General features: G+C 70.6%; 24 protein-coding genes and 1 pseudogene. 12 read left to right on the forward strand and 13 right to left on the reverse strand.

Annotated elements, in window-relative coordinates:
• The first annotated feature begins 57 nt into the window (after positions 1 to 57).
• Positions 58 to 2649 (forward strand): ATP-dependent chaperone ClpB, encoded by a 2592-nt coding sequence (clpB, locus tag AB0J39_RS12870; RefSeq protein ID WP_363463809.1) that lies wholly within the window; start codon positions 58 to 60, stop codon positions 2647 to 2649.
• Positions 2650 to 2746: 97 nt separating this feature from the next.
• Positions 2747 to 4063: a hypothetical protein gene (locus AB0J39_RS12875; RefSeq protein WP_363463812.1), complete on the forward strand. Its 1317-nt coding sequence runs from the start codon at positions 2747 to 2749 to the stop codon at positions 4061 to 4063.
• Between the two features lie 271 nt (positions 4064 to 4334).
• Here the strand turns inward: AB0J39_RS12875 and AB0J39_RS12880 are convergent, their stop codons facing one another.
• Complete coding sequence (locus AB0J39_RS12880; protein ID WP_363463815.1) at positions 4335 to 4865, reverse strand: tetratricopeptide repeat protein; 531 nt, start codon at positions 4863 to 4865, stop codon at positions 4335 to 4337.
• 172 nt (positions 4866 to 5037) lie between these two features.
• Between AB0J39_RS12880 and AB0J39_RS12885 the strand changes: the two genes are divergently transcribed.
• Positions 5038 to 5433, forward strand: coding sequence for a hypothetical protein (locus AB0J39_RS12885; protein ID WP_363463818.1), 396 nt, complete (start codon positions 5038 to 5040; stop codon positions 5431 to 5433).
• A 36-nt stretch (positions 5434 to 5469) separates the two neighbouring features.
• Here AB0J39_RS12885 and AB0J39_RS12890 read toward each other — a convergent pair whose 3' ends face one another.
• On the reverse strand, positions 5470 to 6120 hold the full coding sequence (locus tag AB0J39_RS12890; protein ID WP_363463858.1) for a TetR family transcriptional regulator: 651 nt from the start codon (positions 6118 to 6120) through the stop codon (positions 5470 to 5472).
• Between the two features lie 264 nt (positions 6121 to 6384).
• Positions 6385 to 7476: a CapA family protein gene (locus tag AB0J39_RS12895; protein ID WP_363463820.1), complete on the reverse strand. Its 1092-nt coding sequence runs from the start codon at positions 7474 to 7476 to the stop codon at positions 6385 to 6387.
• Between the two features lie 118 nt (positions 7477 to 7594).
• Here AB0J39_RS12895 and AB0J39_RS12900 point away from each other — a divergent pair, with 118 nt between their 5' ends.
• The 3 genes and pseudogenes from AB0J39_RS12900 to AB0J39_RS12910 all read left to right on the forward strand — a co-directional run.
• Entirely contained in the window at positions 7595 to 8038 is a 444-nt protein-coding gene (locus tag AB0J39_RS12900; protein WP_363463822.1) for a Fur family transcriptional regulator, read from the forward strand.
• A gap of 106 nt (positions 8039 to 8144) precedes the next feature.
• Complete coding sequence (locus AB0J39_RS12905) at positions 8145 to 9596, forward strand: catalase (RefSeq protein WP_363463824.1); 1452 nt, start codon at positions 8145 to 8147, stop codon at positions 9594 to 9596.
• Positions 9597 to 9803: 207 nt separating this feature from the next.
• A pseudogene (locus AB0J39_RS12910) lies at positions 9804 to 9938 on the forward strand (transposase family protein); the annotation flags it as partial.
• A gap of 124 nt (positions 9939 to 10062) precedes the next feature.
• Here the strand turns inward: AB0J39_RS12910 and AB0J39_RS12915 are convergent.
• Entirely contained in the window at positions 10063 to 10998 is a 936-nt protein-coding gene (locus tag AB0J39_RS12915) for an RNA polymerase sigma-70 factor (RefSeq protein ID WP_363463826.1), read from the reverse strand.
• A gap of 125 nt (positions 10999 to 11123) precedes the next feature.
• On the opposite strand from AB0J39_RS12915, the gene AB0J39_RS12920 reads away from it, so the two are divergent.
• Positions 11124 to 11969 carry an SDR family NAD(P)-dependent oxidoreductase gene (locus AB0J39_RS12920; protein WP_363463828.1) on the forward strand — a complete coding sequence of 282 codons (846 nt, stop codon included), beginning with the start codon at positions 11124 to 11126 and terminating at the stop codon, positions 11967 to 11969.
• A 130-nt stretch (positions 11970 to 12099) separates the two neighbouring features.
• On the forward strand, positions 12100 to 12357 hold the full coding sequence (locus AB0J39_RS12925) for a DUF6082 family protein (RefSeq protein WP_363463829.1): 258 nt from the start codon (positions 12100 to 12102) through the stop codon (positions 12355 to 12357).
• Between the two features lie 217 nt (positions 12358 to 12574).
• Here AB0J39_RS12925 and AB0J39_RS12930 read toward each other — a convergent pair whose 3' ends face one another.
• The gene (locus AB0J39_RS12930) at positions 12575 to 12781 is read right to left on the reverse strand and encodes a DUF397 domain-containing protein (RefSeq protein WP_363463830.1); all 207 of its coding nucleotides are present in this window, start codon (positions 12779 to 12781) and stop codon (positions 12575 to 12577) included.
• A 61-nt stretch (positions 12782 to 12842) separates the two neighbouring features.
• Positions 12843 to 13700, reverse strand: coding sequence for a helix-turn-helix transcriptional regulator (locus AB0J39_RS12935; protein ID WP_182905307.1), 858 nt, complete (start codon positions 13698 to 13700; stop codon positions 12843 to 12845).
• Between the two features lie 539 nt (positions 13701 to 14239).
• Between AB0J39_RS12935 and AB0J39_RS12940 the strand changes: the two genes are divergently transcribed.
• From AB0J39_RS12940 to AB0J39_RS12950, 3 genes are all read left to right on the forward strand, one after another.
• Positions 14240 to 14446, forward strand: coding sequence for a hypothetical protein (locus AB0J39_RS12940; RefSeq protein ID WP_363463832.1), 207 nt, complete (start codon positions 14240 to 14242; stop codon positions 14444 to 14446).
• Between the two features lie 136 nt (positions 14447 to 14582).
• Positions 14583 to 15134: an HD domain-containing protein gene (locus tag AB0J39_RS12945; protein ID WP_363463859.1), complete on the forward strand. Its 552-nt coding sequence runs from the start codon at positions 14583 to 14585 to the stop codon at positions 15132 to 15134.
• 123 nt (positions 15135 to 15257) lie between these two features.
• Positions 15258 to 16169 carry a Rieske (2Fe-2S) protein gene (locus AB0J39_RS12950; protein ID WP_363463834.1) on the forward strand — a complete coding sequence of 304 codons (912 nt, stop codon included), beginning with the start codon at positions 15258 to 15260 and terminating at the stop codon, positions 16167 to 16169.
• 36 nt (positions 16170 to 16205) lie between these two features.
• Here AB0J39_RS12950 and AB0J39_RS12955 read toward each other — a convergent pair whose 3' ends face one another.
• The 3 genes from AB0J39_RS12955 to AB0J39_RS12965 form a co-directional block, all read right to left on the reverse strand.
• Positions 16206 to 16451, reverse strand: coding sequence for a hypothetical protein (locus tag AB0J39_RS12955; protein WP_363463836.1), 246 nt, complete (start codon positions 16449 to 16451; stop codon positions 16206 to 16208).
• Between the two features lie 6 nt (positions 16452 to 16457).
• Positions 16458 to 17207 carry a sulfite exporter TauE/SafE family protein gene (locus AB0J39_RS12960; RefSeq protein ID WP_363463838.1) on the reverse strand — a complete coding sequence of 250 codons (750 nt, stop codon included), beginning with the start codon at positions 17205 to 17207 and terminating at the stop codon, positions 16458 to 16460.
• A gap of 205 nt (positions 17208 to 17412) precedes the next feature.
• Positions 17413 to 18201 (reverse strand): ABC transporter ATP-binding protein, encoded by a 789-nt coding sequence (locus AB0J39_RS12965; protein WP_363463839.1) that lies wholly within the window; start codon positions 18199 to 18201, stop codon positions 17413 to 17415.
• A gap of 64 nt (positions 18202 to 18265) precedes the next feature.
• Between AB0J39_RS12965 and AB0J39_RS12970 the strand changes: the two genes are divergently transcribed.
• A complete protein-coding gene (locus AB0J39_RS12970; RefSeq protein ID WP_363463841.1) occupies positions 18266 to 18997 on the forward strand; it encodes a hypothetical protein in 732 nt (243 codons plus the stop codon).
• 18 nt (positions 18998 to 19015) lie between these two features.
• On the opposite strand, the gene AB0J39_RS12975 is transcribed toward AB0J39_RS12970, so the two are convergent.
• The 4 genes from AB0J39_RS12975 to AB0J39_RS12990 all read right to left on the reverse strand — a co-directional run bounded on the left by AB0J39_RS12975 (position 19016) and on the right by AB0J39_RS12990 (position 22355).
• A complete protein-coding gene (locus AB0J39_RS12975) occupies positions 19016 to 19924 on the reverse strand; it encodes an LLM class flavin-dependent oxidoreductase (protein WP_363463842.1) in 909 nt (302 codons plus the stop codon).
• Between the two features lie 78 nt (positions 19925 to 20002).
• Complete coding sequence (locus AB0J39_RS12980) at positions 20003 to 20467, reverse strand: MarR family transcriptional regulator (RefSeq protein WP_363463844.1); 465 nt, start codon at positions 20465 to 20467, stop codon at positions 20003 to 20005.
• Between the two features lie 44 nt (positions 20468 to 20511).
• The gene (locus tag AB0J39_RS12985; protein WP_363463845.1) at positions 20512 to 21132 is read right to left on the reverse strand and encodes a response regulator transcription factor; all 621 of its coding nucleotides are present in this window, start codon (positions 21130 to 21132) and stop codon (positions 20512 to 20514) included.
• Entirely contained in the window at positions 21129 to 22355 is a 1227-nt protein-coding gene (locus AB0J39_RS12990) for a GAF domain-containing sensor histidine kinase (protein WP_363463846.1), read from the reverse strand. The genes AB0J39_RS12985 and AB0J39_RS12990 overlap by 4 nt, the downstream gene beginning before the upstream one ends.
• Positions 22356 to 22426 lie beyond the last annotated feature (71 nt).

The raw sequence follows: 22426 nt of genomic DNA on the forward strand, positions 1-22426 counted from the left end.
GGCACTGGTCCGCTACGAACTGCCACCTGCCTGACCGGCGAATCGAGGCATTCACATATGGACTACAAGTTCACCCAGAAGAGCCAGGAGGCCCTGTCCGCGGCCGTCCGGCGCGCGGCGGCGGACGGCAACCCCGAGGTCGCGCCCGCGCACCTGCTGACGACCCTGCTGGCGCAGAACGGCGGCATCGCCGGGTCGCTGCTGCAGGCCGTCGGGGCGGACCCCCGGCAGCTGCGCGCCCAGGCGGAGGAGCTGCTCGACCGGCTGCCCAAGGCGCAGGGCTCCACCGTGAGCGCGCCGTCCAGCTCGCGTCAGCTGCACAGCGTCATCAACACCGCCGCCCAGCGGGCCAAGCAGCTCGAGGACGAGTACGTCTCGACCGAGCACCTGCTGGTCGGGCTCGCCACCGACGGCGGGCCGGTCGCCGACCTGCTGAAGGCCGCGGGCGCCACCCCCGACGCGTTGCTCGAGGCGTTCGAGAAGGTCCGCGGGCACGCCAGGGTGACCAGCGAGACCCCCGAGGACACCTACCAGGCGCTGGAGAAGTACGGCGTCGACCTCACCGAGCGGGCGCGGTCCGGCAAGCTCGACCCGGTGATCGGCCGCGACAGCGAGATCCGCCGGGTCATCCAGGTGCTGTCGCGCCGCACCAAGAACAACCCCGTGCTGATCGGCGAGCCCGGCGTCGGCAAGACCGCCGTGGTCGAGGGCCTCGCCCAGCGGATCGTCGCCGGCGACGTGCCCGAGAGCCTGCGCAACAAGCGCCTGGTCGCGCTCGACCTCGGCGCGATGGTCGCGGGCGCGAAGTATCGCGGCGAGTTCGAGGAACGCCTCAAGGCCGTGCTCAACGAGATCAAGAACAGCAACGGCCAGATCGTGACGTTCATCGACGAGCTGCACACGATGGTGGGCGCGGGCGCCGCCGAGGGCGCGATGGACGCCGGCAACATGCTCAAGCCCATGCTGGCCCGCGGCGAGCTGCGCATGATCGGCGCCACCACGCTCGACGAGTACCGCGAGCGCATCGAGAAGGACCCGGCCCTGGAGCGGCGGTTCCAGCAGGTCTACGTGGGCGAGCCGACGGTCGAGGACACGATCGCGATCCTGCGCGGGCTCAAGGGCCGCTACGAGGCGCACCACCAGGTGCAGATCTCCGACAGCGCCCTGGTCGCCGCCGCCACGCTCTCCGACCGCTACATCACGGCGCGGTTCCTGCCCGACAAGGCCATCGACCTGGTGGACGAGTCGATGTCGCGGCTGCGCATGGAGATCGACTCGCGGCCGGTGGAGATCGACCAGCTCCAGCGGAGCGTGGACCGCCTCAAGATGGAGGAGCTCGCGCTCGCCAAGGAGACCGACGAGGCCAGCCGCCAGCGCCTGGAGAAGCTCCGCGAGGAGCTGGCCAACCGGCAGGAGGACCTCAACGCCCTGGTCAGCCGGTGGGAGCGGGAGAAGGCCGGCCTCAACAAGGTCGGCGAGCTGAAGAAGCGGCTCGACGAGGCGCGCGGCGCGGCCGAGCGGGCCCAGCGTGACGGCGACTTCGAGGCCGCGTCCCGGCTCATGTACGGCGACGTCCCGCGCCTGGAGAAGGAGCTCGCGGAGGCGACCAAGGCCGCCGAGTCGGCGGAGGCCGAGGCCGAGCCCATGGTGAAGGAGGAGGTCGGTCCCGACGACATCGCCGAGGTCATCTCCTCGTGGACCGGCATCCCCGCGGGACGGCTGCTCGAGGGCGAGACCGCCAAGCTGCTGCGGATGGAGGACGAGCTGGGCAGGCGCCTGATCGGCCAGAGCGAGGCGGTCCAGGCCGTCTCCGACGCCGTACGGCGGGCCCGGGCCGGCATCTCCGACCCCGACCGGCCGACCGGCTCGTTCCTGTTCCTCGGCCCGACCGGCGTCGGCAAGACCGAGCTGGCCAAGGCGCTCGCCGAGTTCCTGTTCGACGACGAGCGGGCCATGACCCGCATCGACATGAGCGAGTACGGCGAGAAGCACAGTGTGGCCCGCCTGGTCGGCGCGCCGCCCGGATACGTCGGCTACGAGGAGGGCGGCCAGCTCACCGAGGCCGTGCGGCGCAGGCCTTACACCGTGGTGCTGCTCGACGAGATCGAGAAGGCCCACCCGGAGGTCTTCGACATCCTGCTCCAGGTGCTCGACGACGGCCGGCTCACCGACGGGCAGGGCCGGACGGTCGACTTCCGCAACACGATCCTGATCCTCACCTCGAACATCGGCTCGCAGTTCCTCGTGGATCCCACGATGGAGAACCAGGCCAAGCGCGACGCCGTGATGAACGCGGTGCGGGCCTCGTTCAAGCCCGAGTTCCTCAACCGGCTCGACGACATCATCGTGTTCGACGCGCTGGGCACCGAGGAGCTGTCGCAAATCGTGGACCTGCAGGTCACCCGGCTCGCCCGGCGCCTGTCCGACCGGCGGCTCACGCTGACCGTCACCCCCGCGGCCCGCGACTGGCTCGCGCTGACCGGCTACGACCCGTTGTACGGTGCGCGCCCGCTGCGCCGCCTGATCCAGTCGGCCATCGGCGACAAGCTCGCCAAGGAGCTGCTGTCGGGCGCCATCCGGGACGGCGACGAGGTAATCGTCGATATCGACGAGGCAGGTGACACGCTGACGATCCGGCCCGTTCGGTAAGGTCTTCCCCACCATTGGGGCAAGCGCGCCCCGCCCTTCTCCCTCGCTGCTACGTTCGGCGTTCGTCGGACTACCGTACGCGATCAGGGGGACGTGGATGTCCAGGACATCACGAAGTATTCGAGGGCGGTGCGTCGCGCTTGCGGCGGTCACGGCCGGGGTGAGCTGGCTGACCGGGGGCGCGGCGATGGCGAAGGGCGGCGCGCTGGCCGACGCCTGCCGGACCCAGAGCGGCGACGTCACAGGCCGCGATGTCACGGGCCGTGACGTCCCAGGCCGTGACGTCCCAGGCCGTGACGTCACGGGCGGGCTGACCACCCTCGCTCCGGCGGCGGGCGTGCTGAGCATCGCCGACGCGGCCGGAGCGGCCGCCGGTCAGGGGCGCAACTCCTTGCCTACCGGCCCCGCCACGACCACGCGCTCCGTCCCGGCGGCGCTGCCGGCCGTGCCCGGCCCCCGCACCCTGCCGGCCGTGCCGGGTCCCCGTACGCTGCCGGGTGCGATGACCGGCGCGGCTCCCTCGGCGGCCAAGGCCGCGCCCGCCGTCCCCGCGGCGGACGCCAAGACCCTGTTCCCGGCCAGGAGCACCGTGCCTCTCCTCGCCGTCGCGCCGGCCAAGCCGAGCGACGCGAACGCCTGCGCACCGGCGCTGCGGACCGCGCCGGCCGCCCACGAGCGGGAGCACCCCGCCACGCAGGGGCATCCGAAGAAGGGCCACCGGCATCCGAAGCCGGAGGGCGAACCGGCGGGCGCCCCGTCCCGCGGCGACGCGGCCCGTGGCACGCTGTCGCAGAACCCGGGGGCGCAGAATCCAGGGGGGCAGAATCCGGGGGCACAGAACCCGGGGGCGCAGAACACCTCACCGCGCAGGCCGGAGGCACGCAAGCCGGGAGCGCAGAAGCCGGAGGCACAGAACCAGGGCACGCAGGGCACTCTGACGCCCGAGGGCGTCTCCAACAGCAACAGTTCGCAGAGCGCCGCCTCGGGCCAGGAGCAGAGCACGCGGACATTCCCGGCGCGGGACCGCCGCCACCGTAAGGGGCACCATCCCCGCAAGCCGGGGCTCGTGCCGCCGGCGCAGGCCGCGAACCAGGCGAACCAGGCGGGCCAGGCGGGCCAGGCCGGTCGCCCGGCGTCCGGCACGCGCAACGCCTCCCTGCCGGAGGGCGAGCGCAAGAAGGGGGCCAAGGACGGGCGTCAACGGCCCGACGGCGCGCGGGGGACCGCCCCGGTGGTGCGGACCGACGCCGCGGACGGCCGGCACGTGCCGCGGATGCAGCCGCGCGAGTACCCCAAGGCGGCCACGCGCGGGCAGAACGGCGACATCACCGCACCGGCCGCCCTCACCAAGGCCACGGGCACACGCGCGGTGACCGACCTGGCCGACGCCACCGGCAAGAAGCTCCTGCCCTAATTCGCCGTACGTCCCGGGCGGGCGGGCGGGCGAAGACGGCGGCCGGCGGCCCGGGTTCGACGGCCGGGGCCGTACGAGGACGAGTTCGCCGGGACGGGAGACGAGCACCTGCCGGAAGGGCGCACACCGGCCGCGGTGAGCCGCGTCGCCCCGCCCAACAGAGCTCCCACCCGGCACCGACCCGCCGGAACACCGAAGACAGCGAGACCCGAGACAGCGAGACTCCAAGGGGCCGTGGTTCACGGCCCCTTTCGCATGGGCGCCGGGAGGCTCAGCGGGAGACGTCGAGGAGGGCGTCCAGGTCGTCCTCGGGCAGGCCGAGGTCGACCCGGATGCGGTAGCGGGTGCGCAGCAGGGAGTCGCGGATGCCCGATCCCGCACCCCCGCAGGCCCGGATCCCGTCGGTGGCCCACTCGTGCGCCGCGCCGAGGTCGCCGTACGCCACGAGCGTCTCGGCCACGGTCAGCGCGGTGGCCGGGCTGCAGTCACCCGCCCGGATCGCGGCGATCACAGCCCTGGCCTCCTCGGGCCGATCGAGCTCGAACAGCGTGTCGGCGATCCCGGCACGCGGGTCCACCGGCACCTCCCCGCCGTCCTCCATCGCGCTCTGGTAGCGGTCGAGTGCGGCCGCGGGCTGACCGGCCTGGCGCCACTCCTCCGCGGCGAGCACGAGGATCGCCGCCCTCGACATCTCTCCGGACTCGTACCCCTGGGCCAGCGCGTCGAGGCGGCGGGCGAGGGCACCGTGGTCATCGAGCAGCAGGGCCTGTTCGAGCAGTCGGTCCACCTGCTCATTTGTCACATGTGCCACAGTGCCGAGGCTACCGATCCCGGCCTGCTTTCGCAGGACAACATCAGGCATTGCCGAAGCAACGATTAGTACACGTTTGACTACTATGCGCTTTTCTCGGCAGATAGTCGGGCATATCGCACCCTGCCTGTGCCAATCGAAGCTCGGCGAGGAGCGCTACAGCATGTCCAAGCGGGTGATACTGACTCTCGCCTCCACAACGGTGCTCGCCGCAGTGGTCCCCGGTTTCGCCGGTTTCGTCACGGCGCAGTACGAGGCGCTCGACCATGCCCGCGCCGAACTGGCCCGGCTGCAGGCCAAGCTGCAGATCATGGAACTCAGAATGGAGCCCGCGGCGGCGCTGGGGTGCCGTACCGACAAGGCGGAGAAGGGACAGCCGAGCCGGACGGACGAGGACGACCCGCGGGAGCTGACGATACCGCCGCGCACCCACACCAGGTCGTGGCAGAACACCGCCTACGTGCAGGGCAGCTCGCCGGGACTGTGGCCCTCGATCGACGTCCCCCGCGGCGTGCCCGGCCCTCAGGCACCGGCCGAGCCGAGCCCATCCCGCGAGTGAGTCCCCGAGCCGGACGGCCCCGCCCGCGCGCGGGTGTCACCCGCGCCGCGAGACGGCGGAGGCGAGCTGGCGGGACAGGTATCCGCAGACCAGTTGCTTGGCTTCGGCCACGATCTCCGAGTCGCCGTTCGGGTCGTGCCGGAAGGCGAGCTTCAGCACCGCGTCCCCCGCCTCCACGGCGACGGGAATGGCACGGTCCAATTCTTCGCTGTCCGCCAGACCGAATTCGGCGAGGAGAAGCGCCCGGAGCCGCCCGGCGATCACGGTGTTGTTGTCGGCCACGGAGTCGAGGAGGCCGAGATCGAAGACCTCGCCGAAGTGCAGCGAGCGGAATCCGGGCACGCTGCGGTGCATCTCGACGTACTCGTCGATGACGGCGTCGACGGCGTCCCACCAGCCGGCGTAGTGCTCGACCATGAAACGCCGCCCGACCCGGGCCACGAACGACTCGACGTTGCGCCGGGTCAGGGCCTGGCTGAGCGCCCGCTTGTCGGGGAAGAACTGGTAGACCGAACCGATCGCCACCCCGGCCCGCTCGGCCACCCTGGTGGTCGTCAGCGCGTCGTACCCGCCCTCGTCGAGCAACTCGGCGCAGGCGTCGAGCATCCGCTCCACCCTGCGGGCACTACGACGCTGCGAAGGACGCCGCCGCAGCGGCTCATCGGGATGCGACGAGCGCGGCGACATCCCCTCACCACCCTCACCGCTCCGTTGCTCGACGACGTCACAGTGCTCGACGTCACAGTCGGCGAGACGGCGCTCGACGACACCGCGCTCGACACAGGGCTCGACACAGGGCTCGACACAGGGCTCGACGGCGACGGCGGGACCGCCTGCTTCCCTCACGTACCGGCTGGACACTCACCCATCTTGCCTGTTTCACGCGCGACGGTCAGCGCTAATCGGCCAGTCGTCTGATTTGCGGCAAGAATCCGGTGGTTTCTTTCGCCGTCAGGAGTCGGCGGGCGCCGCCGACAGGCCGGTGCAGCCGCGCAGCGCGCGGTAGGAGCCGAGCGCCTGCTGCTTGGCGCCGCCCGTCGCGGGAATCGGCACGCCGCCGTTGATCCGGGCGGGGGTCCACTGGTCCTTGAGCACCTTCCTGCCGTTGATCGTCAGGGTGAGCACACCGGTCGCTCCGGTGTCCGGGCCCCAGTTGTAGAAGGCGAAGTTGCCGAGGCCGTAGTGCACGTACGCCTGGCCGGAGTAGCCGCCGCCCAGCAGGATGTGCGCGTGGCTGCCCACGATCACGTCGGCCCCCGCGGCCACGAGCTTGTCCGCCAGGCTCCGCTGCACCGGCGTCGGGCACTTGACCAGCTCCGTGCCCCAGTGGAGGAACACGATAACGGTGTCGGAGTTCTTGCGGGCCTGCCGTACGGCCCGGACGAGACGGGGCTCGTTTTTGGCGGAGGCGAGCCCGCCCTTGTCGCCGGCGGCGGTCCAGGACTGGATGAACTGCGAGTCGAGCACCTGAGTGGCGCCGATGATCGACACCCGGTTGCCGTTGACCGTCCTGCGGTAGGGCCGGTATGCCTCGGTCTCGTTCGCGCCGATGCCGATGACGGGGAACTTCGAGGACTTGATCGCCTTGAGCGTGTCGGCCAGGCCGCTCTCCATGTAGTCCATGCCGTGGTTGTTGGCCATCGTGACGACGTCCACCCCGGCGGCCTTGAGCGCGGTGAACGCCGTGGCCGGGGCGCGGAAGGTGAACTGCTTGCCCGGCGCGGGCGTGCCGGCGGTGGTGATGGCCGTCTCGAGGTTGAGCGCCGTGAGGTTGGATTTGCGCAGGACGGCGGCGATCGGGCCGAGCGCGGTACGCGGGTCGGCGTTGAGCCGGTTGCGCAGGACCCCCTCGAAGTGCACGTCCCCCGCGAAGGAGATGGTGAAGGGCCGCCGCTGCGGCGGCTTGGGAGACGGCGTGGAGGTCTTCGTCTCCGGTTGCGACGCCTCGGGGACGGGCTCGCTCTCGGCCGGGCTGCATCCCGCGACGAGGAGGGGAGCCGCGAGGAGGGCGAGCAGGGACAGGGCGAGGGGCTGACGTCTCACGGCACCTGAGCATGCCATCTCCCGCCGACATCCGGGGAGTCCATGGGAGATCGTGGGACAAGTAACTGGGACACTTCCTTTGCTTGAATCATTCAACTTTGCTGCTAGCGTGGGTGCCGTGGACGACGCCGGGCGCCTTCGCCAGGCCGGATTGCGAGTGACCGCGGCCCGGCTGGCGATCATGCAGACCGTGAGCGATGGCGACCACCTCGACGTGGACGCCATCCATCGCGGCGTGTGCGCACGCGTCGGGCAGGTGTCCCTGCAGGCCGTCTACGACTCGCTGAACGCGTTGCAGCGCGGCGGGCTGCTCCGCCGCATCGAGCCCGCGGGCAGCCCGACGCGGTACGAGGCGCGGGTGGGCGACAACCACCACCACCTCGTCTGCCGCCACTGCGGACAAGTCAGGGACGTCGACTGCGCGGTGGGGCACGCGCCGTGCCTGGAGCCGGCGTCGGACGCCGGTTACCTGGTGGACGAGGCGGACGTCATCTACTGGGGTCTGTGCCCGCCCTGCCGGATCGGGGCCGGCGACGCCCGGCCCGGCTCCGCTCACGTCTGACCTCCGTCCCCGCCCTCCGTCGCCGAAGTGCCCGTGTCCCAGGTGACCGTTCTCGAAGTGCCCGCTCTCGACAGACCCCGATGGATCGACCCCGGAGGACAGCCCCATGACCGACAGGCCCATCACCACCGATGACGCCGGGATCCCGGCCCCCAGTGACGAGTTCTCGCTGTCCGTCGGCCCCAACGGCCCTCTGCTGCTGCAGGACCACTACCTGATCCAGAAGATGGCCCACTTCAACCGGGAGCGGGTCCCCGAGCGCGTGGTGCACGCCAAGGGCGGCGGCGCGTACGGCGTGCTGCAGATCACCGAGGACGTCAGCCAGTACACCAAGGCCACGCTGTTCCAGAAGGGCAAGGAGACCGAGCTGCTCCTGCGCTTCTCCACGGTGGCCGGCGAGCTGGGCAGCGCCGACACGGCGCGCGACCCCCGCGGCTTCGCGCTCAAGTTCTACACGGAGGACGGCAACTACGACATCGTCGGCAACAACACGCCGATCTTCTTCATCCGCGACCCCTCGAAGTTCTCGGACTTCATCCACACCCAGAAGCGCCGCGCCGACAACCACCTGCACGACCACAACATGCAGTGGGACTTCTGGACGCTGTCGCCCGAGTCGGCCCACCAGGTGTCGTTCCTCATGACCGACCGGGGCACGCCGCGCACCTGGCGGCACATGCATGGCTTCGGCTCGCACACCTTCCTCTGGTACAACGCCGCGGGCGAGAAGTTCTGGGTCAAGTACCACTTCAAGACCGAGCAGGGCATCGAGAACTTCACCGACGCCGAGGCCAAGGCGCTGACGGCGGAAGACCCGGACTTCCACATCCGCGACCTCCACACGGCGATCAAGAACGGCGACCACCCGGCGTGGAAGGTCAACGTCCAGATCATGCCGTTCGAGGACGCGGCGGACTACCGGTTCAACCCGTTCGACCTCACCAAGGTCTGGCCGCACTCCGACTACCCGGAGATCACGATCGGCCGGTTCGTGCTGAACCGCAACCCGGAGAACTACTTCGCGGAGATCGAGCAGGCCGCTTTCGAACCCGCCAACCTGGTGCCGGGCATCGCCGCGTCCCCGGACAAGATGCTCCAGGGCCGGCTGTTCTCCTACCCGGACACCCACCGCTACCGCATCGGCGCCAACTACCTGCAGCTCCCGGTGAACCGTCCCAAGTCGCCCGTCCACAGCTACAACAAGGACGGCGCAATGGCGTTCGCCAACCCGGGCGACCCGCTGTACGCGCCGAACTCCTTCGGCGGCCCGGCCGCCGACCCCTCGCTCTATCAGGGCGAGAACTACCAGATCGCCGGTGAGATCATCCGGAGCGCCTACGTCAGGCACCGCGAGGACGACGACTTCGTCCAGCCGCGCGCGCTGTGGGAGAACGTGCTCTCGGACGTCGACCGCGACCACATGGTGAGCAACATCGTCGGCCACGCCTCGGCTCCCGAGGTCACCGCCGACATGAAGAAGCGCGTGGTCGAATACTGGACCAACGTCCACAAGGACCTCGGCCAGCGCGTCGCCCAGGGGCTCGGCGTCGTCGCCTGACCCCCTTCCCCTCGCGTACGGCTCGCGCCATTCCGGTCGCGGGCCGTACGCGCGTCCCGCGGGCGTACCTAGGAGCCGACGGTTGCTAGTTGGTGCACTGAGCCATTTTCATCCTGATGGCGCTGGTCAGGATGGGCGTGGGAGAGCGGGGTTGGGTGTGAGGTGAGGCTCCCGGTAAGACAGCAGTCGACCAAGATCCGATGCCCCATCCCGATCGACCGCGTCGCCGGCCAGAAGCCGTACTACTCCGGCAAGCACAAGCGCCATGGGATGGACGTCCAGGTCCTCGCCGATCCCGCCGGCCGCCTGGTCTGGGCCTCTCCTGCTCTTCCCGGTGCGGTCGCCGGCCCCTACTCAGGATTAGAAGGGCTCAATGGACCAGCTGAGATTGCGATATCCGAGTTGACCTGCCAGTCGTCATTGAGCGCCTTGCGGGACTCCGCCCGGCCGACCCGCGTGCCGCCCATCATGGCGTCTGCTGGTCGCGGCGGGTCTGCTTCTTCTCGCGGATGACCGCGTGGGCGTCGGCGACGGGGCCTAGGTGAGCGAGCTTGTCGGGATTGACGATCGAGCGGATGGTCTGGATGCGTCCGTCCAGGATGTCGAGCGTCCAGACGTTGCAGATGTGACCGTCTCGGTCGCGGATGATCGCACCCGGCTGGCCGTTCACCTCGTGCGCCTCCAGCACCGCGCCGATCTGGGCGAACGGCGGGATGGCGACGGACAGCACCCGGGCGACCTTCGCGACGCCGAAGAGGGGGATCGTACTCCCGATCTTGCCGGCGCCGTCGTTGACCAGCTGGACGTCGGCGGCCAGCAGTTCCTGCAGCCCTGTGACGTCCCCCTCCCTCATCGCTTGGAAGAACCGCCCGGCGAGCTGCTCGCGGGCCCGGCGATCCGCCTCGAAGCGGGGCCGGCCCGCGTCCATGTGACGGCGCGCCTGCACCGCGAGCTGGCGGCAGGCCGCCTCCGACCGCTCCACCGCGGCGGCGATCTCCCGGTAGCTGAAGGCGAACACCTCGCGGAGCACGAAGACCGCACGCTCAAGCGGGCTGAGCCGCTCCAGCAGGATCAGCGCCGCCATCGACAACGAATCGGACAGCTCCGCCGACCGCTCCGGGTCCTGGTAGGGGTCGGTCAGCAGCGGTTCGGGGAACCATGGCCCGACGTAAGCCTCGCGCCGGACGCGGGCCGAGCGCAGCACGTCGATCGAGATCCGCGTCACCGTGGCCGACAGGAAGGCCTTGGGTGACTCAGGCTGGGCCGGGGAGCCTTCGTAGCGCAGCCAGGCCTCCTGAACGGCGTCCTCGGCCTCGCTCACGCTGCCCAGGATGCGGTAGGCGATCGCGAAAAGCAGCGGCCTCAGTTCCTGGAAGTCCTCGACGCGAGTCACGCCGACCATTGATATCACCATGCCGGACAGAAGTGGCATTGTGTCGCAGGTCACACTCAGGCGATCTCACATCTCTGCCGGGCTATCTCGTCCAGGGGGTTGTAACGACTGAAAGCGGCAACAAGGAGCACATCATGCACAAGGTCTGGTTCGTCACCGGCTCGTCCCGCGGCCTGGGCCGCAACTTCGTGGAGGCCGCCCTGGCGCGCGGCGACAAGGTCGCTGCCACCGCCCGGAACACCGCGAGCCTGCGGGCGCTGGCCGACACCTATGGAGACGCGGTGCTTCCACTGGAGATGGACGTGACCGACAGGGCCACCGTCTTCGAGAGCGTGAAGCGCGCCAAGGAGCACTTCGGCCGGCTCGACGTCATCGTGAACAACGCCGGCTACGCCCAGATCGGCGCGGTCGAAGAACTTACAGAACAGGAACTGCGCGACCAGCTCGAGACCAATCTGTTCGGCGCGGTGTGGGTGGTCCAGGCCGCGCTGCCGTACCTGCGCGAGCAGCGCTCGGGGCACATCATCCAGCTTTCCTCGGCCGCCGGGGTCATCGCGATGCCGCTCGGCGGCGCGTACCACGCCTCTAAGTGGGCCCTGGAGGGCCTGAACGAGGCGCTCGCCGGCGAGGTCGCCGAGTTCGGCGTCAAGGTGACCATCATCGAGCCCGGCGGCTTCGCCACCCGGGACGGCAACAACCCCGACCCGCTCGCCAACGGCTACATGGCCAAGCCCGACCCGGCCTACGACGGTCTCCGTCAGCACCTCGGGTCGATGACAGGGAAGATGCCCGCAGGCGACCCGGCCGCCGCGGCGCAGGCACTGCTGAAGCTCGTGGACTCCGCCAACCCGCCGGTGCGGGTGCTGTTCGGCAAGGGCTTCCACCCACTGATCGAGCGGGCCTACGCCGACCGGCTCAAGACCTGGGCCGACTGGCAGGACCTCTCAATCGAGGCACACGGCGACCTCGAAGCCCGCTGACTCAGGTGAGAGGCCGCGCAACCGGCGAGCGGCGCCAGGTCGCCCAGGCCACCTGGGCGTCCGGGCGATCCGCTCGGCCGGTGAGCCGGATTGTCCTGACGGAGTCGGGGCCTGCTCCCACGTGGGCGGGATGATCGGGCTTCCACCTCAGTCGTTTACGGCCGCCGACGCCCGGCACGGCGAGCACGTACCTCGACTGGCTCAGACTCAGTACGTAGGGCAGACGTACGGTGCCGCCTCCGCTCTGCTCTCAGCTCTCGCCTTAACAGGTGTGTCCGCCTCTCTTGCACTACAGGCAAAGGAGTCACGCGCAGCCCGAAAGGACTCGGGGCGGAATCATCATCTGCGACTCATAAGGATGGCAGCAAGCGGCTCTTCTGGCAGCTAGTCGAAGAAGAATACGAGGAAGCCGGCCCTAGCGGTCCACCGCTGCCAGCCACTCCATCAGTGGCGCCAGCTGCGCTGATCAAGCGGTCCGCTCCTTGTGCTTGTGACCTGCGCTGGAGCGGTCATCATAGGAGCGCTGGGTAGCCTCCTAGCCGGAAGGCGGAGGGCGAGGGCCCGAGTCGGTAAACGACCCCGGCCCTCTGCTCAGCGAAGGGCGCTCAGAGGTCGAACTCGCCGTCCTTGACGCCGCCGATGAAGGCGTCCCATTCGGCGGGGGTGAAGACGAGAGCGGGACCATCCTGGTTCTTGCTGTCACGCACCCCCACGTGGCCGTCGGGGAGAACGGCGACTTCGACGCACTGGCAGTTGTTAGAGCTCCGGCTGCTCTTCCACCACGCGGCGCCGGACAGGTCAATCGAGTTCATGGACAATGTTTTCTCCCCCCGGAAATCATTCGCGCGGGTCTCCGGGGCGGTCTAAAGCTGGCTATCGCCAGTGACGGACAGTTTTCTCCAAGAACCGGCGGGATTCGTCCACGTCGAGGGCCTTCGTCTCCAGGTAGTCGAATGCCACCTCGTACCGGTAGACGATGGCCTCGTCCTCGACCAGACGCCCACCCAGAAGGGCTTCCAAATACACCACGTCGTGGAACTCCGGCAGCTTGAGGTGGCAGAACGCCCCGGTGTTGATCGGGTGGTCCGCGTCGAGCGGAAGGATCCGCAACTCGACGTTCGGCAGTTCCGACACCTCGACCAGCCGCCTGAGCTGTTCCCGCATCACCTCGTGGTCACCGAACCGGCGCAGCAGGACCGACTCCTCCAGGACGGCCGAGATGGCCAGCGGGCTCTCCGCCCTGAGAACCGCCTGCTGGCGTGCCATCCGGACCTCGATCCGGCTGCGGACGTTGCCCGGCGCCTCAAGGGTGCTCCGCTGTCCGCTCTCCATCATGGCTCGGACGTAGGCCTCTGTCTGGAACAGGCCCGGCACCACCTGGGGTTCCCAGTCGCGTGCCGTCGTGGCTTCGGCCTCCAGGCCAAGGAACGTCGTGTATTCCTTCGGCAGGGAGTCGCGGTAATCCTCCCACCAGCCCTTCCGGGTCGCGTCCCGGTGCAGGGCGAGAAGCTCTTGGCGTTGGCCGGAATCTACCATGTAGATCACGAGTAGCGCTTCAACGTCGGCCGTTCTTGGCGAGGTCCGCGCCGTCTCTATTCTGCTGATCTTCGCTGCCGACCAGCCGAGCCGGGCGGCGACCTGGTCGCCCGTCAGATCGGCGCGCTCCCGCAACCGGCGCAGTTCCTGCCCCAGGCGCCGTCGGCGGACGGTGGGACTGCCGTGCTCGGGCATCCCTGCCGACCTCCTTCGTCCGGTGAGTCCGGTAAGTCCGGTGTTCCGGTGTTCCGGTGGACGCACGGATGGTGGGCGCGCCCCGGCGGATCGGGCGCACGGATGAGGGGCGCCCTGTCCGAAGATTACAACGCCCGCTCGTGCAACTTGCACCGCGATTTGCGGCGCATCCGCACAAGATTCTTGCGGAATTCTTTTCGCCAAGTATTGCAGGGGAATGCGTCCTGAGTCACGATCGATACGGGAAGGGTCTTCCGGATTGTGGGGGCGCCGGCGGCCGCCGGCGAAATACTCCGAGGCCCGATTCCCCATCCGGGGCACGCGCCCGGCGAGGGGCGCCGGCCGCTTCGGATGCGCGTGACAACGGGAGGCATCCGGGCCAGTGGGATCTCGACATCCGGCCGGCGTCGCCGGCGCTCGCGTCCGCTGAACAGCGATCACCCGATGGGCCGTTCCCGCGCCGGGACCGCGCCCTCCGTACGACGAATTCGGAGAACGACGAGATCTCCACTTGGCACCCGTCCGGAAGGAGGGCTCCCATGAATCCCCCCGGTGCCGCCTGGTTATCGCTGGTCAGAAGCCGGATGACGATGGCCGACCTGGCGCTGTGCGCCGACCAGGACAGGTGGGCACGCGAACTGAGATGGACCGTGAGCCGCACCGGCTTCGGCGCCCGGCACTACCGCGACCCCCGCTTCGACCTCGTCCGCGAACTGGAGGAGGTCGGCCGCCTCTTCACCGTCTGACGTGCCGCCGGCGCCCGGGCGCGTCCGCGCGGCACGCGCCCGTGAATCAGGCGGAAGGTGATCGTGACCGGTTAGGCTTGCGCGGGTGACGACCGCGCTCATCCACGAACGGCTGCAGTCTCAGCTCGCCTTCCACATGGAGATCGACAAGCTGAAGCGCGTCATCCGCCGGAACTCGCTGATCGACGGCTCTCGCCGGGAGAACGACGCGGAGCACTCCTGGCATCTGGCCATGATGGCGATGACCCTGGCGGAGCACGCGCCTCCGGGCACCGACATGACCAAGGTGGTCGCGATGCTGCTCGTCCACGACATCGTGGAGATCGACGCGGGTGACACCTTCATCTACGACGCCGCCGCCGTCGAGGGGCAGGCCGCCCTCGAACGCGCGGCGGCCGACCGCATCTTCGGGCTGCTCCCGGAGGACCAGGGGACACGGCTGCGGACGCTGTGGGACGAGTTCGAGGAACGGCGCACACCGGAGGCGAAGTTCGCCAGGGCGCTCGACCGGCTCGCTCCGATCATCGCGAACCACCACAACGAGGGTGGCACCTGGTCGCTGTTCAAGGTGACGGCCGCCCAGGTGATGGAGAAGGTGCGGCTCATCAAGGAGGGATCCCCCACGCTCGGCGAGTACGCCGCGGGGCTGGTCGCCACCTCGGTCGCCCGCGGTCATCTGGCGCCCTGACCGGGCGACGACACCGAGGGCCGTCGCACGCTCTTCCACCCAAAACTCGCACATACCGTCTCATGCCTGTCCATGTTCACACCTGTGACGCGGGGGTACGTGATCCCGTGTTAGGGGGCGAACATGGAAGAGACGACCAGGCCGCGACGTGCGGGCAAGACGGCACGGAGGGTCCCTTCGGCGGAGCTCCTCGACGGGCTCGAGCGGGCCACCGCGCTCGACCGGCCGATAGCCGTCATTTCGAAGAAGGTCCGCCGCAGGCTCGGGCCCGGCAAGCTCCGGGACGTCCTGCACGGCGTGCCCATGGGACACCCGCTGCATCCGGCGCTCGCCGTGACGACCTTCGGCTGCCTGCTGTCGGCCAGCGTGGTGGACATGACCAAGACCGGCCCACGCGCGGCGCGGACGCTGATCCTCGCCGGGCTGGCCAGCGCCGTTCCCACGGTGGCGGCGGGGCTCACCGACTGGTCCACGCTGCACCGGGAGCAGCAGCGCGTGGGTTTCGTGCACGCGATGACCAACGCCACGGCGGCGCTCTGTTACGCCGGCTCCCTCCTCTTACGGTTCACGGGACGCGAACGGGCCGGACGCACCCTGGGGTACGCGGGCCTCGCGGCGGCCTCGGCGGGCGCGCACCTGGGCAGCCACATGTCCTACCGCCAGGCGGCCGGGGCCAACCACGCGGAGTCGGTCAGCCACCTCATGCCGCTCGGCTGGCACGACCTGTGCTCGCTCAAGGACCTGCCCAACGGACGGCCGGTCCGGCGGCGGCTCGGCTACATCGACCTGTTCGTGCTGCGTCTCGGCGACGACGTGAGCGTGCTCGCGGACAACTGCTCCCACCTCGCCGGTCCCCTCCACCAGGGCCGGGTCGCCATGGAGGAGGGCGAGGCCTGCATCGTCTGCCCGTGGCACGGCAGCGCCTTCCGCATCTCCGACGGCCGCGTCATGCACGGTCCCGCGACGTCGCGCCAGCCCGCCTTCCAGACCCGGCTGCGGCAGGACGGCGTCATCCAGGTCCGCCCCGCGGAGTGACCTCGCGCCCGTCGGCCGCACCGTGCCCGGACCGGCTCAGCCGGTGTCCGGGCCGCGGTCGTCGGCGGGATGCTCCACCAGCGCCAGGACGCGGTTGGACATGAACCTCGCGGTGCGGACGGGAGTGCCCGCCCGCGTGACCTCGCTGACCTCGACCACTCCGCGGCCCGTCGTGATCTCGATCCGGCGGCCCGCCCTGGTCGCGACCACCTCGTAGGTGCGCGGGGTTCCCCCCGCATCGATGACGATCTCCACCCGGTCGCCCTTCATAAGGGCAGACATACCCTTTCAGGACACCAGCTTCACAATCGCCACGACACCGACGACGACAATGAATCCCCGCAGCAAGGGCGCGGGCAACCGGCGGCCCACCCGGGCGCCGAGGAACCCGCCGACGGCCGAGCCGAGCGCGACCATCAGCACGGCGGCCCAGTCCACCGGGGCGATGAACGCGAACAGCACCGCCGCGGTGCCGTTAACCAGCAGCGACAGCAGGTTCTTGGCCGCGTTCACCCGTTGCAGGTCCTCGTCGAGGAAGCTGCCGAGCAGGCCGATCAGCACGATCCCCTGGGCGGCGCCGAAATAGCCGCCGTACATGCCGGCGCCGAGGACGCCCAGCCACAGCCACGGCCCGCCGTGGGGGTGCGGCCTGCGCCGTACGGCGAGCCACTCGTTGATCCTCGGCTGGAACACCACGAGGAGGCAGGCGACCGCGATGAGCACCGGGACGATGACCTTGAACGCCTCCGCGGGCAGCCACAGCAGGAGCAGGCCGCCGGCGAACGAACCGATCACCGACGCGACGCCGAGCCGCAGCAGCCGCTCGCGCTGGCCCGTGAGCTCGGCGCGGTAGCCGAGCACCCCGGTCACGCCGCCGGGGACGAGCCCGACGTTGTTGGACACGTTCGCGACGATCGGCGGGAAGCCCACGGCCAGCATCGTGGGGAACGTGATGAGCGACCCCGATCCCACGACGGCGTTGATGCCCCCGGCCCCGACACCGGCCGCGAAGACCGCGGCCGCCTCCCACGGCGTCACTCGCACTACTCCCTGTTTTCCTGCCTCGCTTCGCTCGGCTGCTCGGGGCGCTTTGAGGCCGTTGGTCGTGCCGGAGTCGCGCGATGAGCACAGCCCTCGTCACGCTTGGTCGCTTCGCTCCCGCGCGCTCCTCAGTCCAGACCACGGCCGCGCCCCTCGCTGTCCGGCCATCCGCCAAGGGTAGGCGGCGGGTTCCGCGAGGAGGTCAGAGGGGACGGGCGTACCAGCGGCCCTCCTGCCCGCGGTCGAGGTGCAGCCGCACGCCGAACGTCGCGGACAGGTTGTCCGGTGTCATCACCGAGTCGATGGGCCCCTGGGCGACCACCGAGCCGTGCCGCAGCAGCAGCACGTGGGTGAACCCGGGCGGGATCTCCTCGACGTGGTGGGTGACCAGCACCATCGTGGGCGACTTCGGGTCCGTGGCCAGCGCGCCGAGGCGGCGTACCAGGTCCTCGCGGCCCGCCACGTCGAGCCCGGCGGCGGGCTCGTCGAGCAGGAGCAACTCGGGGTCCGGCATGAGCGCCCGGGCGATCTGCACCCGCTTGCGCTCGCCCTCCGACAGCGTCGCGAAGCGCCGCCGGATCAGGTGGGCGCAGCCGAGCTGGTCGATCAGCTCGACCGCCCGGGTGACGTCGTGGGAGTCGTACTCCTCCGTCCACCGGCCCAGGATCGCGTACGACGCGGTGAGCACGAGGTCGATGACCTTCTCGTCCGGCGGGATGCGCTCCGACAGGGCCGCGCTGGCCAGGCCGATCCGGGGCCGCAGGTCGAACACGTCCGCCTGGCCGAGCCGCTCGCCGAGGATCTCGACCGAGCCCTCGGACGGGAACAGCAGCGATGCGGCCACCTGGAGCAACGTCGTCTTCCCCGCGCCGTTGGGCCCGATCACCACCCAGCGCTCGTCCTCCCGGACGCTCCAGTCGATGCCGCGCAGCAGGGCGGCACCGTCCCTGCGGACGGCCACGTCCTGAAGCTGAAGCACCTGACCGCCCATGTGGCCCCCTCCCGTGGTTCGCTGAGATAAAACTATGGCAGTCCGACCACATATCGTGGATCGGGTGCGCACCGATTCACCGATCTCCGCCACGCTCGTCGCCTGGGGCAACGCCTGGCTGGGGGGACACGTGAGCCTGGAGGACGCCCTCGACCGCGTCGAGCGCGAGGCCGGACCGCAGGTGGTGGCGGCGGACGGCGTCGACACTCCGTTGCTGGCCTTCCTCGTGGACCGGCGGATCGAAGGGCTCCACGCGTTCCGGCTGGCCCTGCCCGTGCCCGGCGACCCGCTCGGGCTCACCGGCCCGCCCGTGTTCAACGGCGCCGCCATCGACGCGGGCCAGGCCGCCGTGGCCGTCCTGCCCGGCCGGTGCCTCGGCCTCGTGCCGGCCGGCGACCGGCGCGGCTCGTCGTACTCCGGGGTCCGCTGGACGGTGGCCGAGGCGTCGGCCGTCCCGCCCGACGTGCCGTCGCTGGCCGAGGCTGAGCAGGCGCTGCGGACCACCATGATGGCCGCCACCGAGGCGCTGCTGGGGGTGGACGGGCCCGCACAGGGCTTCCCCGCGCCGGATGCCCTCGACCGCGCCGGCGAGGCTCTCGCGCCCGGCTACCCGGGCAGGGCTCATCGGGTCGGCGCCCTCGCCTCCCGGTTGGCGCTCGCGCTCCGCCTCGCCGACGAGCGAGGGCTCACCTCGGGGCAGGTCGGCGCCCGCGGCCAGGCCCTGCGCGACCTCGACCGCGCCGTACGCCGGGCGAGGGTGGCCGCGCACAACGCCGTCGTCGAGTCCCAGGTCTGACCCCCGCCCGGACCGTCCTCACCGCTTCGCGATCGCCTCGCGGACGGCCGGCACGACCTCCTGGGCCCAGCGGGCCAGGAGGGTGAGGTCGGGGGCGCCATGGTCCGCGGAGAAGAGCGTGAAGCCCGACGCGCCGTGCTCCAGCACGGCTCCGGTCAGTTCCTCGACCCACTGGGCGGCGGAGCCGCCGATCCAGCGGCCGTCGGAGTCGCGGGTGGCGGGCAGCGGCCGCTCGGTGATGCGCCCGGGGAAGTTGAAGACCGTGCGGATCTCGCCGGGATCGCGGCCGGCGGACGCCGCCGCGTCGTCGATGACCGGCCGTGACGTGCGGTATCGCTCGCTGAGCCAGTCGGCCGCGTGGCCGGGGATCCAGCCGTCGGCCACCCGGCCGGTGGCGGCCAGGGATTTGCGGCCGACCGATCCGGTCCACACGGGCGGCGCGGGCACGGGGGCCGGCTCGATCCGGTGCACCCGGTAGTGCTTGCCCTCGTAGGTGACCGGAGGGCCGCCGCCCGACAACAGCTTGACCAGCACGATCGCCTCCTCGAAGGCGTCCACGGCGTCGCCGGGCGAAAGGAGCGGCACCCCCATGTCGGCGATGCGGTCCCACAACCCGCCCGCGCCCATGCCGAGCACGACCCGGCCGCCCGACAGCGCCGACAACGAGGTCACCGTGCGCGCCAGCATGGGCGCGGGCCGGGTCGGCAGGTTGGTGACGTTGGCGAAACCGGCGATGTGCCGCGTGCTCCCGAGGACGAAGCCGAGCGCGGCATAGGCGTCCAGACGCCCCCCGAGGTAGGGGTGGTCGGACAACGTGAAGATGTCGAGCCCGTCCCGGTCGGCCTGCCGGGCCATGCGCAACAGCTGGGGGATGTCGTCGATGCCGGTGTGCGCGCCGAAACCGAAGACGACGTCGTGTGCGGACAATGCTCTGCCTTTCCGACGCGAGGAAATGCTGCAGTTCGTACCACGAACCATATTAGTTCGTAGTGCGAACTTCAATCCCTAACGCGCGGGGTCCGGTTCCTTGAACACGGTGGGGACCTCGTTGTCCGTCACGACGCGGCCGAGCAGAGCGGCGAGCGTGTCGCGCTCCGCCGGGGTGAACCGCTCGGTGAGCCGCTCGACACGGCGGCAGGTCTCGGCGTAGAACTCGTCCGCCAGTTCGGCGCCCTTCCTGGTGAGCGACACCCGCACCGCGCGCGAGTCCCGGGGGTCCGATCCGCGCTCGACCAGCCCGTTGCGCTCGCTGCGGTCCACCAGGCCGGTCAGGCTCGACTTGGCCAGGCCGAGCATCGCGCCCAGCTCGCTCATGCCGTAGGGCTGCGCCATCAGGACGCACAACAACTGGCCCTGCTGCTGGGTCAGGCCGTACTCGCGGGCGGAATCCGCGTATACGGCATTCACCAGGAACGTGGACCGCACGAGTGCGGCCACCGTCCCGATCCGGCCGCCGTCATCCTTGCTCATTCGCCCAGAGTATTCAATTCGCGGGACGAACTACCATTTCCGGCTCAGGCGAGGCCGTGACGTACGGCGTAGAGCGCGGCCTGGGTGCGGTCCTGCACGCCGAGCTTCATGAGCACGTTGGAGACGTGGGTCTTCACGGTCTTCTCCGCCACGACGAGCTCGCGGGCGATCTCGCGGTTCGAGCGGCCCGCGGCGAGCAGCCGCAGCACCTCGCGCTCCCGGTCGGTCAGCGCGACCGCCACCCCGCTCTGCTCGCGGCCCGGGCCGGCCAGCATCGCCTCGGCGGCCTCCGGCGCGAGCAGGACCTGCCCGCCGTGCACGGCGCGGATCGCCTGGACGAGGGCGCCGGGGTCCACGTCCTTGTAGAGGAAGCCCGCCGCGCCCGCCCGCATGGCGGGGGCCACGTCGCCGCGGTCGCTCACCGACGTGAGGACGATCACACGCACGTCCCGGCCGGACAGCTCCGTGAGCGCGCCGAGGCCGTCGAGCACCGGCATCTTCAGGTCGAGCAGCAGGACGTCGGGGGCGAGCTCGCCGGTCATCGTCACGGCCTCCGCGCCGTCGGCCGCCTCCCCCACGACGCTGATGTCCTCCTGGATCTCCAGGAACGTGCGCAGGCCCTGCCGTACGACGGGATGGTCGTCGGCGATGAGCACGCGGATCACGCGGGCACCTCCAGTCGTACGGTCGTGCCGCGGCCGGGCGCGGAGGAGACCGACAGCCTGCCGCCGACGGCCTGCGCCCGGTCGCTCATCGACGGCAGGCCGAGGCCGTGCACTCCCGCACCGTCGAGCCCGGTGCTGTCGAACCCCGCGCCGTCGTCGCTCACCTCAAGCACGAGCCCGGTCTCCTCGTGCGCGAGCCGCACGTCGATGCGGCCGGCCCGGGCGTGGCGTACGGCGTTGTGCAGCGCCTCCTGGGCGACCCGGAGCACGGCGACCTCGATCTCGGGCGCCAGATCGCGGGCGCTGTCCAGGTCGGGGTCGCCGGGCGGCTCGCCCTCGGCCGTGAAGGCGACCCTCGCGGGGTGCAGCCGGTCGAGGAGGACTACCTGCTTGCGCAGGCTCTCCACCAGGCCGTGCCGGTCCAGCTCGGGCGGGCGCAGCTCCACGATCACCGCGCGCAGCTCGGTCAGCGCCTCCCCCGCCATCCGCTCGACCCGGTCGATCGCCTCGGCCGCCCGCTCCGGGTCCGTACGGGCGAGCGCGGCGGCGGCCCGCGCGGTCAGCCGCAGCGAGAACAACTTCTGGCTGACGGCGTCGTGCAGTTCGCGGGCCATGCGGGTGCGTTCCTCGATCACCGTGAGCTCGCGCCCCCGCTCGTAGAGCCGGGCGTTGGTGATCGCGATGGCGGCGTGCGCCGCGAACAACGTCAGCAGTTCCTCGTCGGCATCGTCGAACCCGCCGGGCGTCCGCTTGTTGGACAGGAAGATGATTCCGAGGACCGTGCCGCCGTCCGTGATCGGCACGCCCAGGAAGTCCTTGAGGATCGGATGGGCCTTCGGCCACCACTCGAACCTGGGGTCCTTGCGGATGTCGGCGAGCCGGACCGGCGTCCCCTGACGCAGCATCGCGCCCAGCATGCCGTGCTGGCGCGGGGTCGGGCCGATGGCCTTCCATTGCTCGTCGGAGATGCCCTCGGCCACGAACTCGGCGAACGCGCCGTCGTCGTCGGGCACGCCGAGCGCGGCGTACTTCGCGTCGAGCAGCCGCGCCGCCGACCGCACGATCACCTGGAGGACCTCGCGGACCGACAGGTGCCGGGTGACGGCGAGCACGGCCGAGCTGACCGCGTGCAGCACCGCGTCGCGGTCCCGCGCGGACACGGCAGCGGGGTCTACGGCGGGACCGGCGGCGGGGTCTACGGCGGGATCGGCGGACTGGGGCACGGACACAGATTAGGCCTCGGATCGGGCGTCCCGCGTCGGCCGCGGGTCCTAGTCCCATCTGCCGAGTAACG

The sequence above is a fragment of the Microbispora sp. NPDC049633 genome (assembly GCF_040675265.1).
Taxonomy (GTDB): Bacteria; Actinomycetota; Actinomycetes; order Streptosporangiales; family Streptosporangiaceae; genus Microbispora; species Microbispora maris.

Coding starts and splice junctions, on each gene's coding strand:
- clpB (WP_363463809.1), top strand. CDS start 58: ATGGACTACAAGTTCACCCAGAAGAGCCAGGAGGCCCTGTCCGCGGCC.
- AB0J39_RS12875 (WP_363463812.1), top strand. CDS start 2,747: ATGTCCAGGACATCACGAAGTATTCGAGGGCGGTGCGTCGCGCTTGCG.
- AB0J39_RS12885 (WP_363463818.1), top strand. CDS start 5,038: ATGTCCAAGCGGGTGATACTGACTCTCGCCTCCACAACGGTGCTCGCC.
- AB0J39_RS12890 (WP_363463858.1), bottom strand. CDS start 6,120: ATGTCGCCGCGCTCGTCGCATCCCGATGAGCCGCTGCGGCGGCGTCCT.
- AB0J39_RS12905 (WP_363463824.1), top strand. CDS start 8,145: ATGACCGACAGGCCCATCACCACCGATGACGCCGGGATCCCGGCCCCC.
- AB0J39_RS12915 (WP_363463826.1), bottom strand. CDS start 10,998: ATGGTCGGCGTGACTCGCGTCGAGGACTTCCAGGAACTGAGGCCGCTG.
- AB0J39_RS12920 (WP_363463828.1), top strand. CDS start 11,124: ATGCACAAGGTCTGGTTCGTCACCGGCTCGTCCCGCGGCCTGGGCCGC.
- AB0J39_RS12925 (WP_363463829.1), top strand. CDS start 12,100: ATGATCGGGCTTCCACCTCAGTCGTTTACGGCCGCCGACGCCCGGCAC.
- AB0J39_RS12930 (WP_363463830.1), bottom strand. CDS start 12,781: ATGAACTCGATTGACCTGTCCGGCGCCGCGTGGTGGAAGAGCAGCCGG.
- AB0J39_RS12935 (WP_182905307.1), bottom strand. CDS start 13,700: ATGCCCGAGCACGGCAGTCCCACCGTCCGCCGACGGCGCCTGGGGCAG.
- AB0J39_RS12940 (WP_363463832.1), top strand. CDS start 14,240: ATGAATCCCCCCGGTGCCGCCTGGTTATCGCTGGTCAGAAGCCGGATG.
- AB0J39_RS12945 (WP_363463859.1), top strand. CDS start 14,583: ATGGAGATCGACAAGCTGAAGCGCGTCATCCGCCGGAACTCGCTGATC.
- AB0J39_RS12950 (WP_363463834.1), top strand. CDS start 15,258: ATGGAAGAGACGACCAGGCCGCGACGTGCGGGCAAGACGGCACGGAGG.
- AB0J39_RS12955 (WP_363463836.1), bottom strand. CDS start 16,451: ATGTCTGCCCTTATGAAGGGCGACCGGGTGGAGATCGTCATCGATGCG.
- AB0J39_RS12965 (WP_363463839.1), bottom strand. CDS start 18,201: ATGGGCGGTCAGGTGCTTCAGCTTCAGGACGTGGCCGTCCGCAGGGAC.
- AB0J39_RS12980 (WP_363463844.1), bottom strand. CDS start 20,467: ATGAGCAAGGATGACGGCGGCCGGATCGGGACGGTGGCCGCACTCGTG.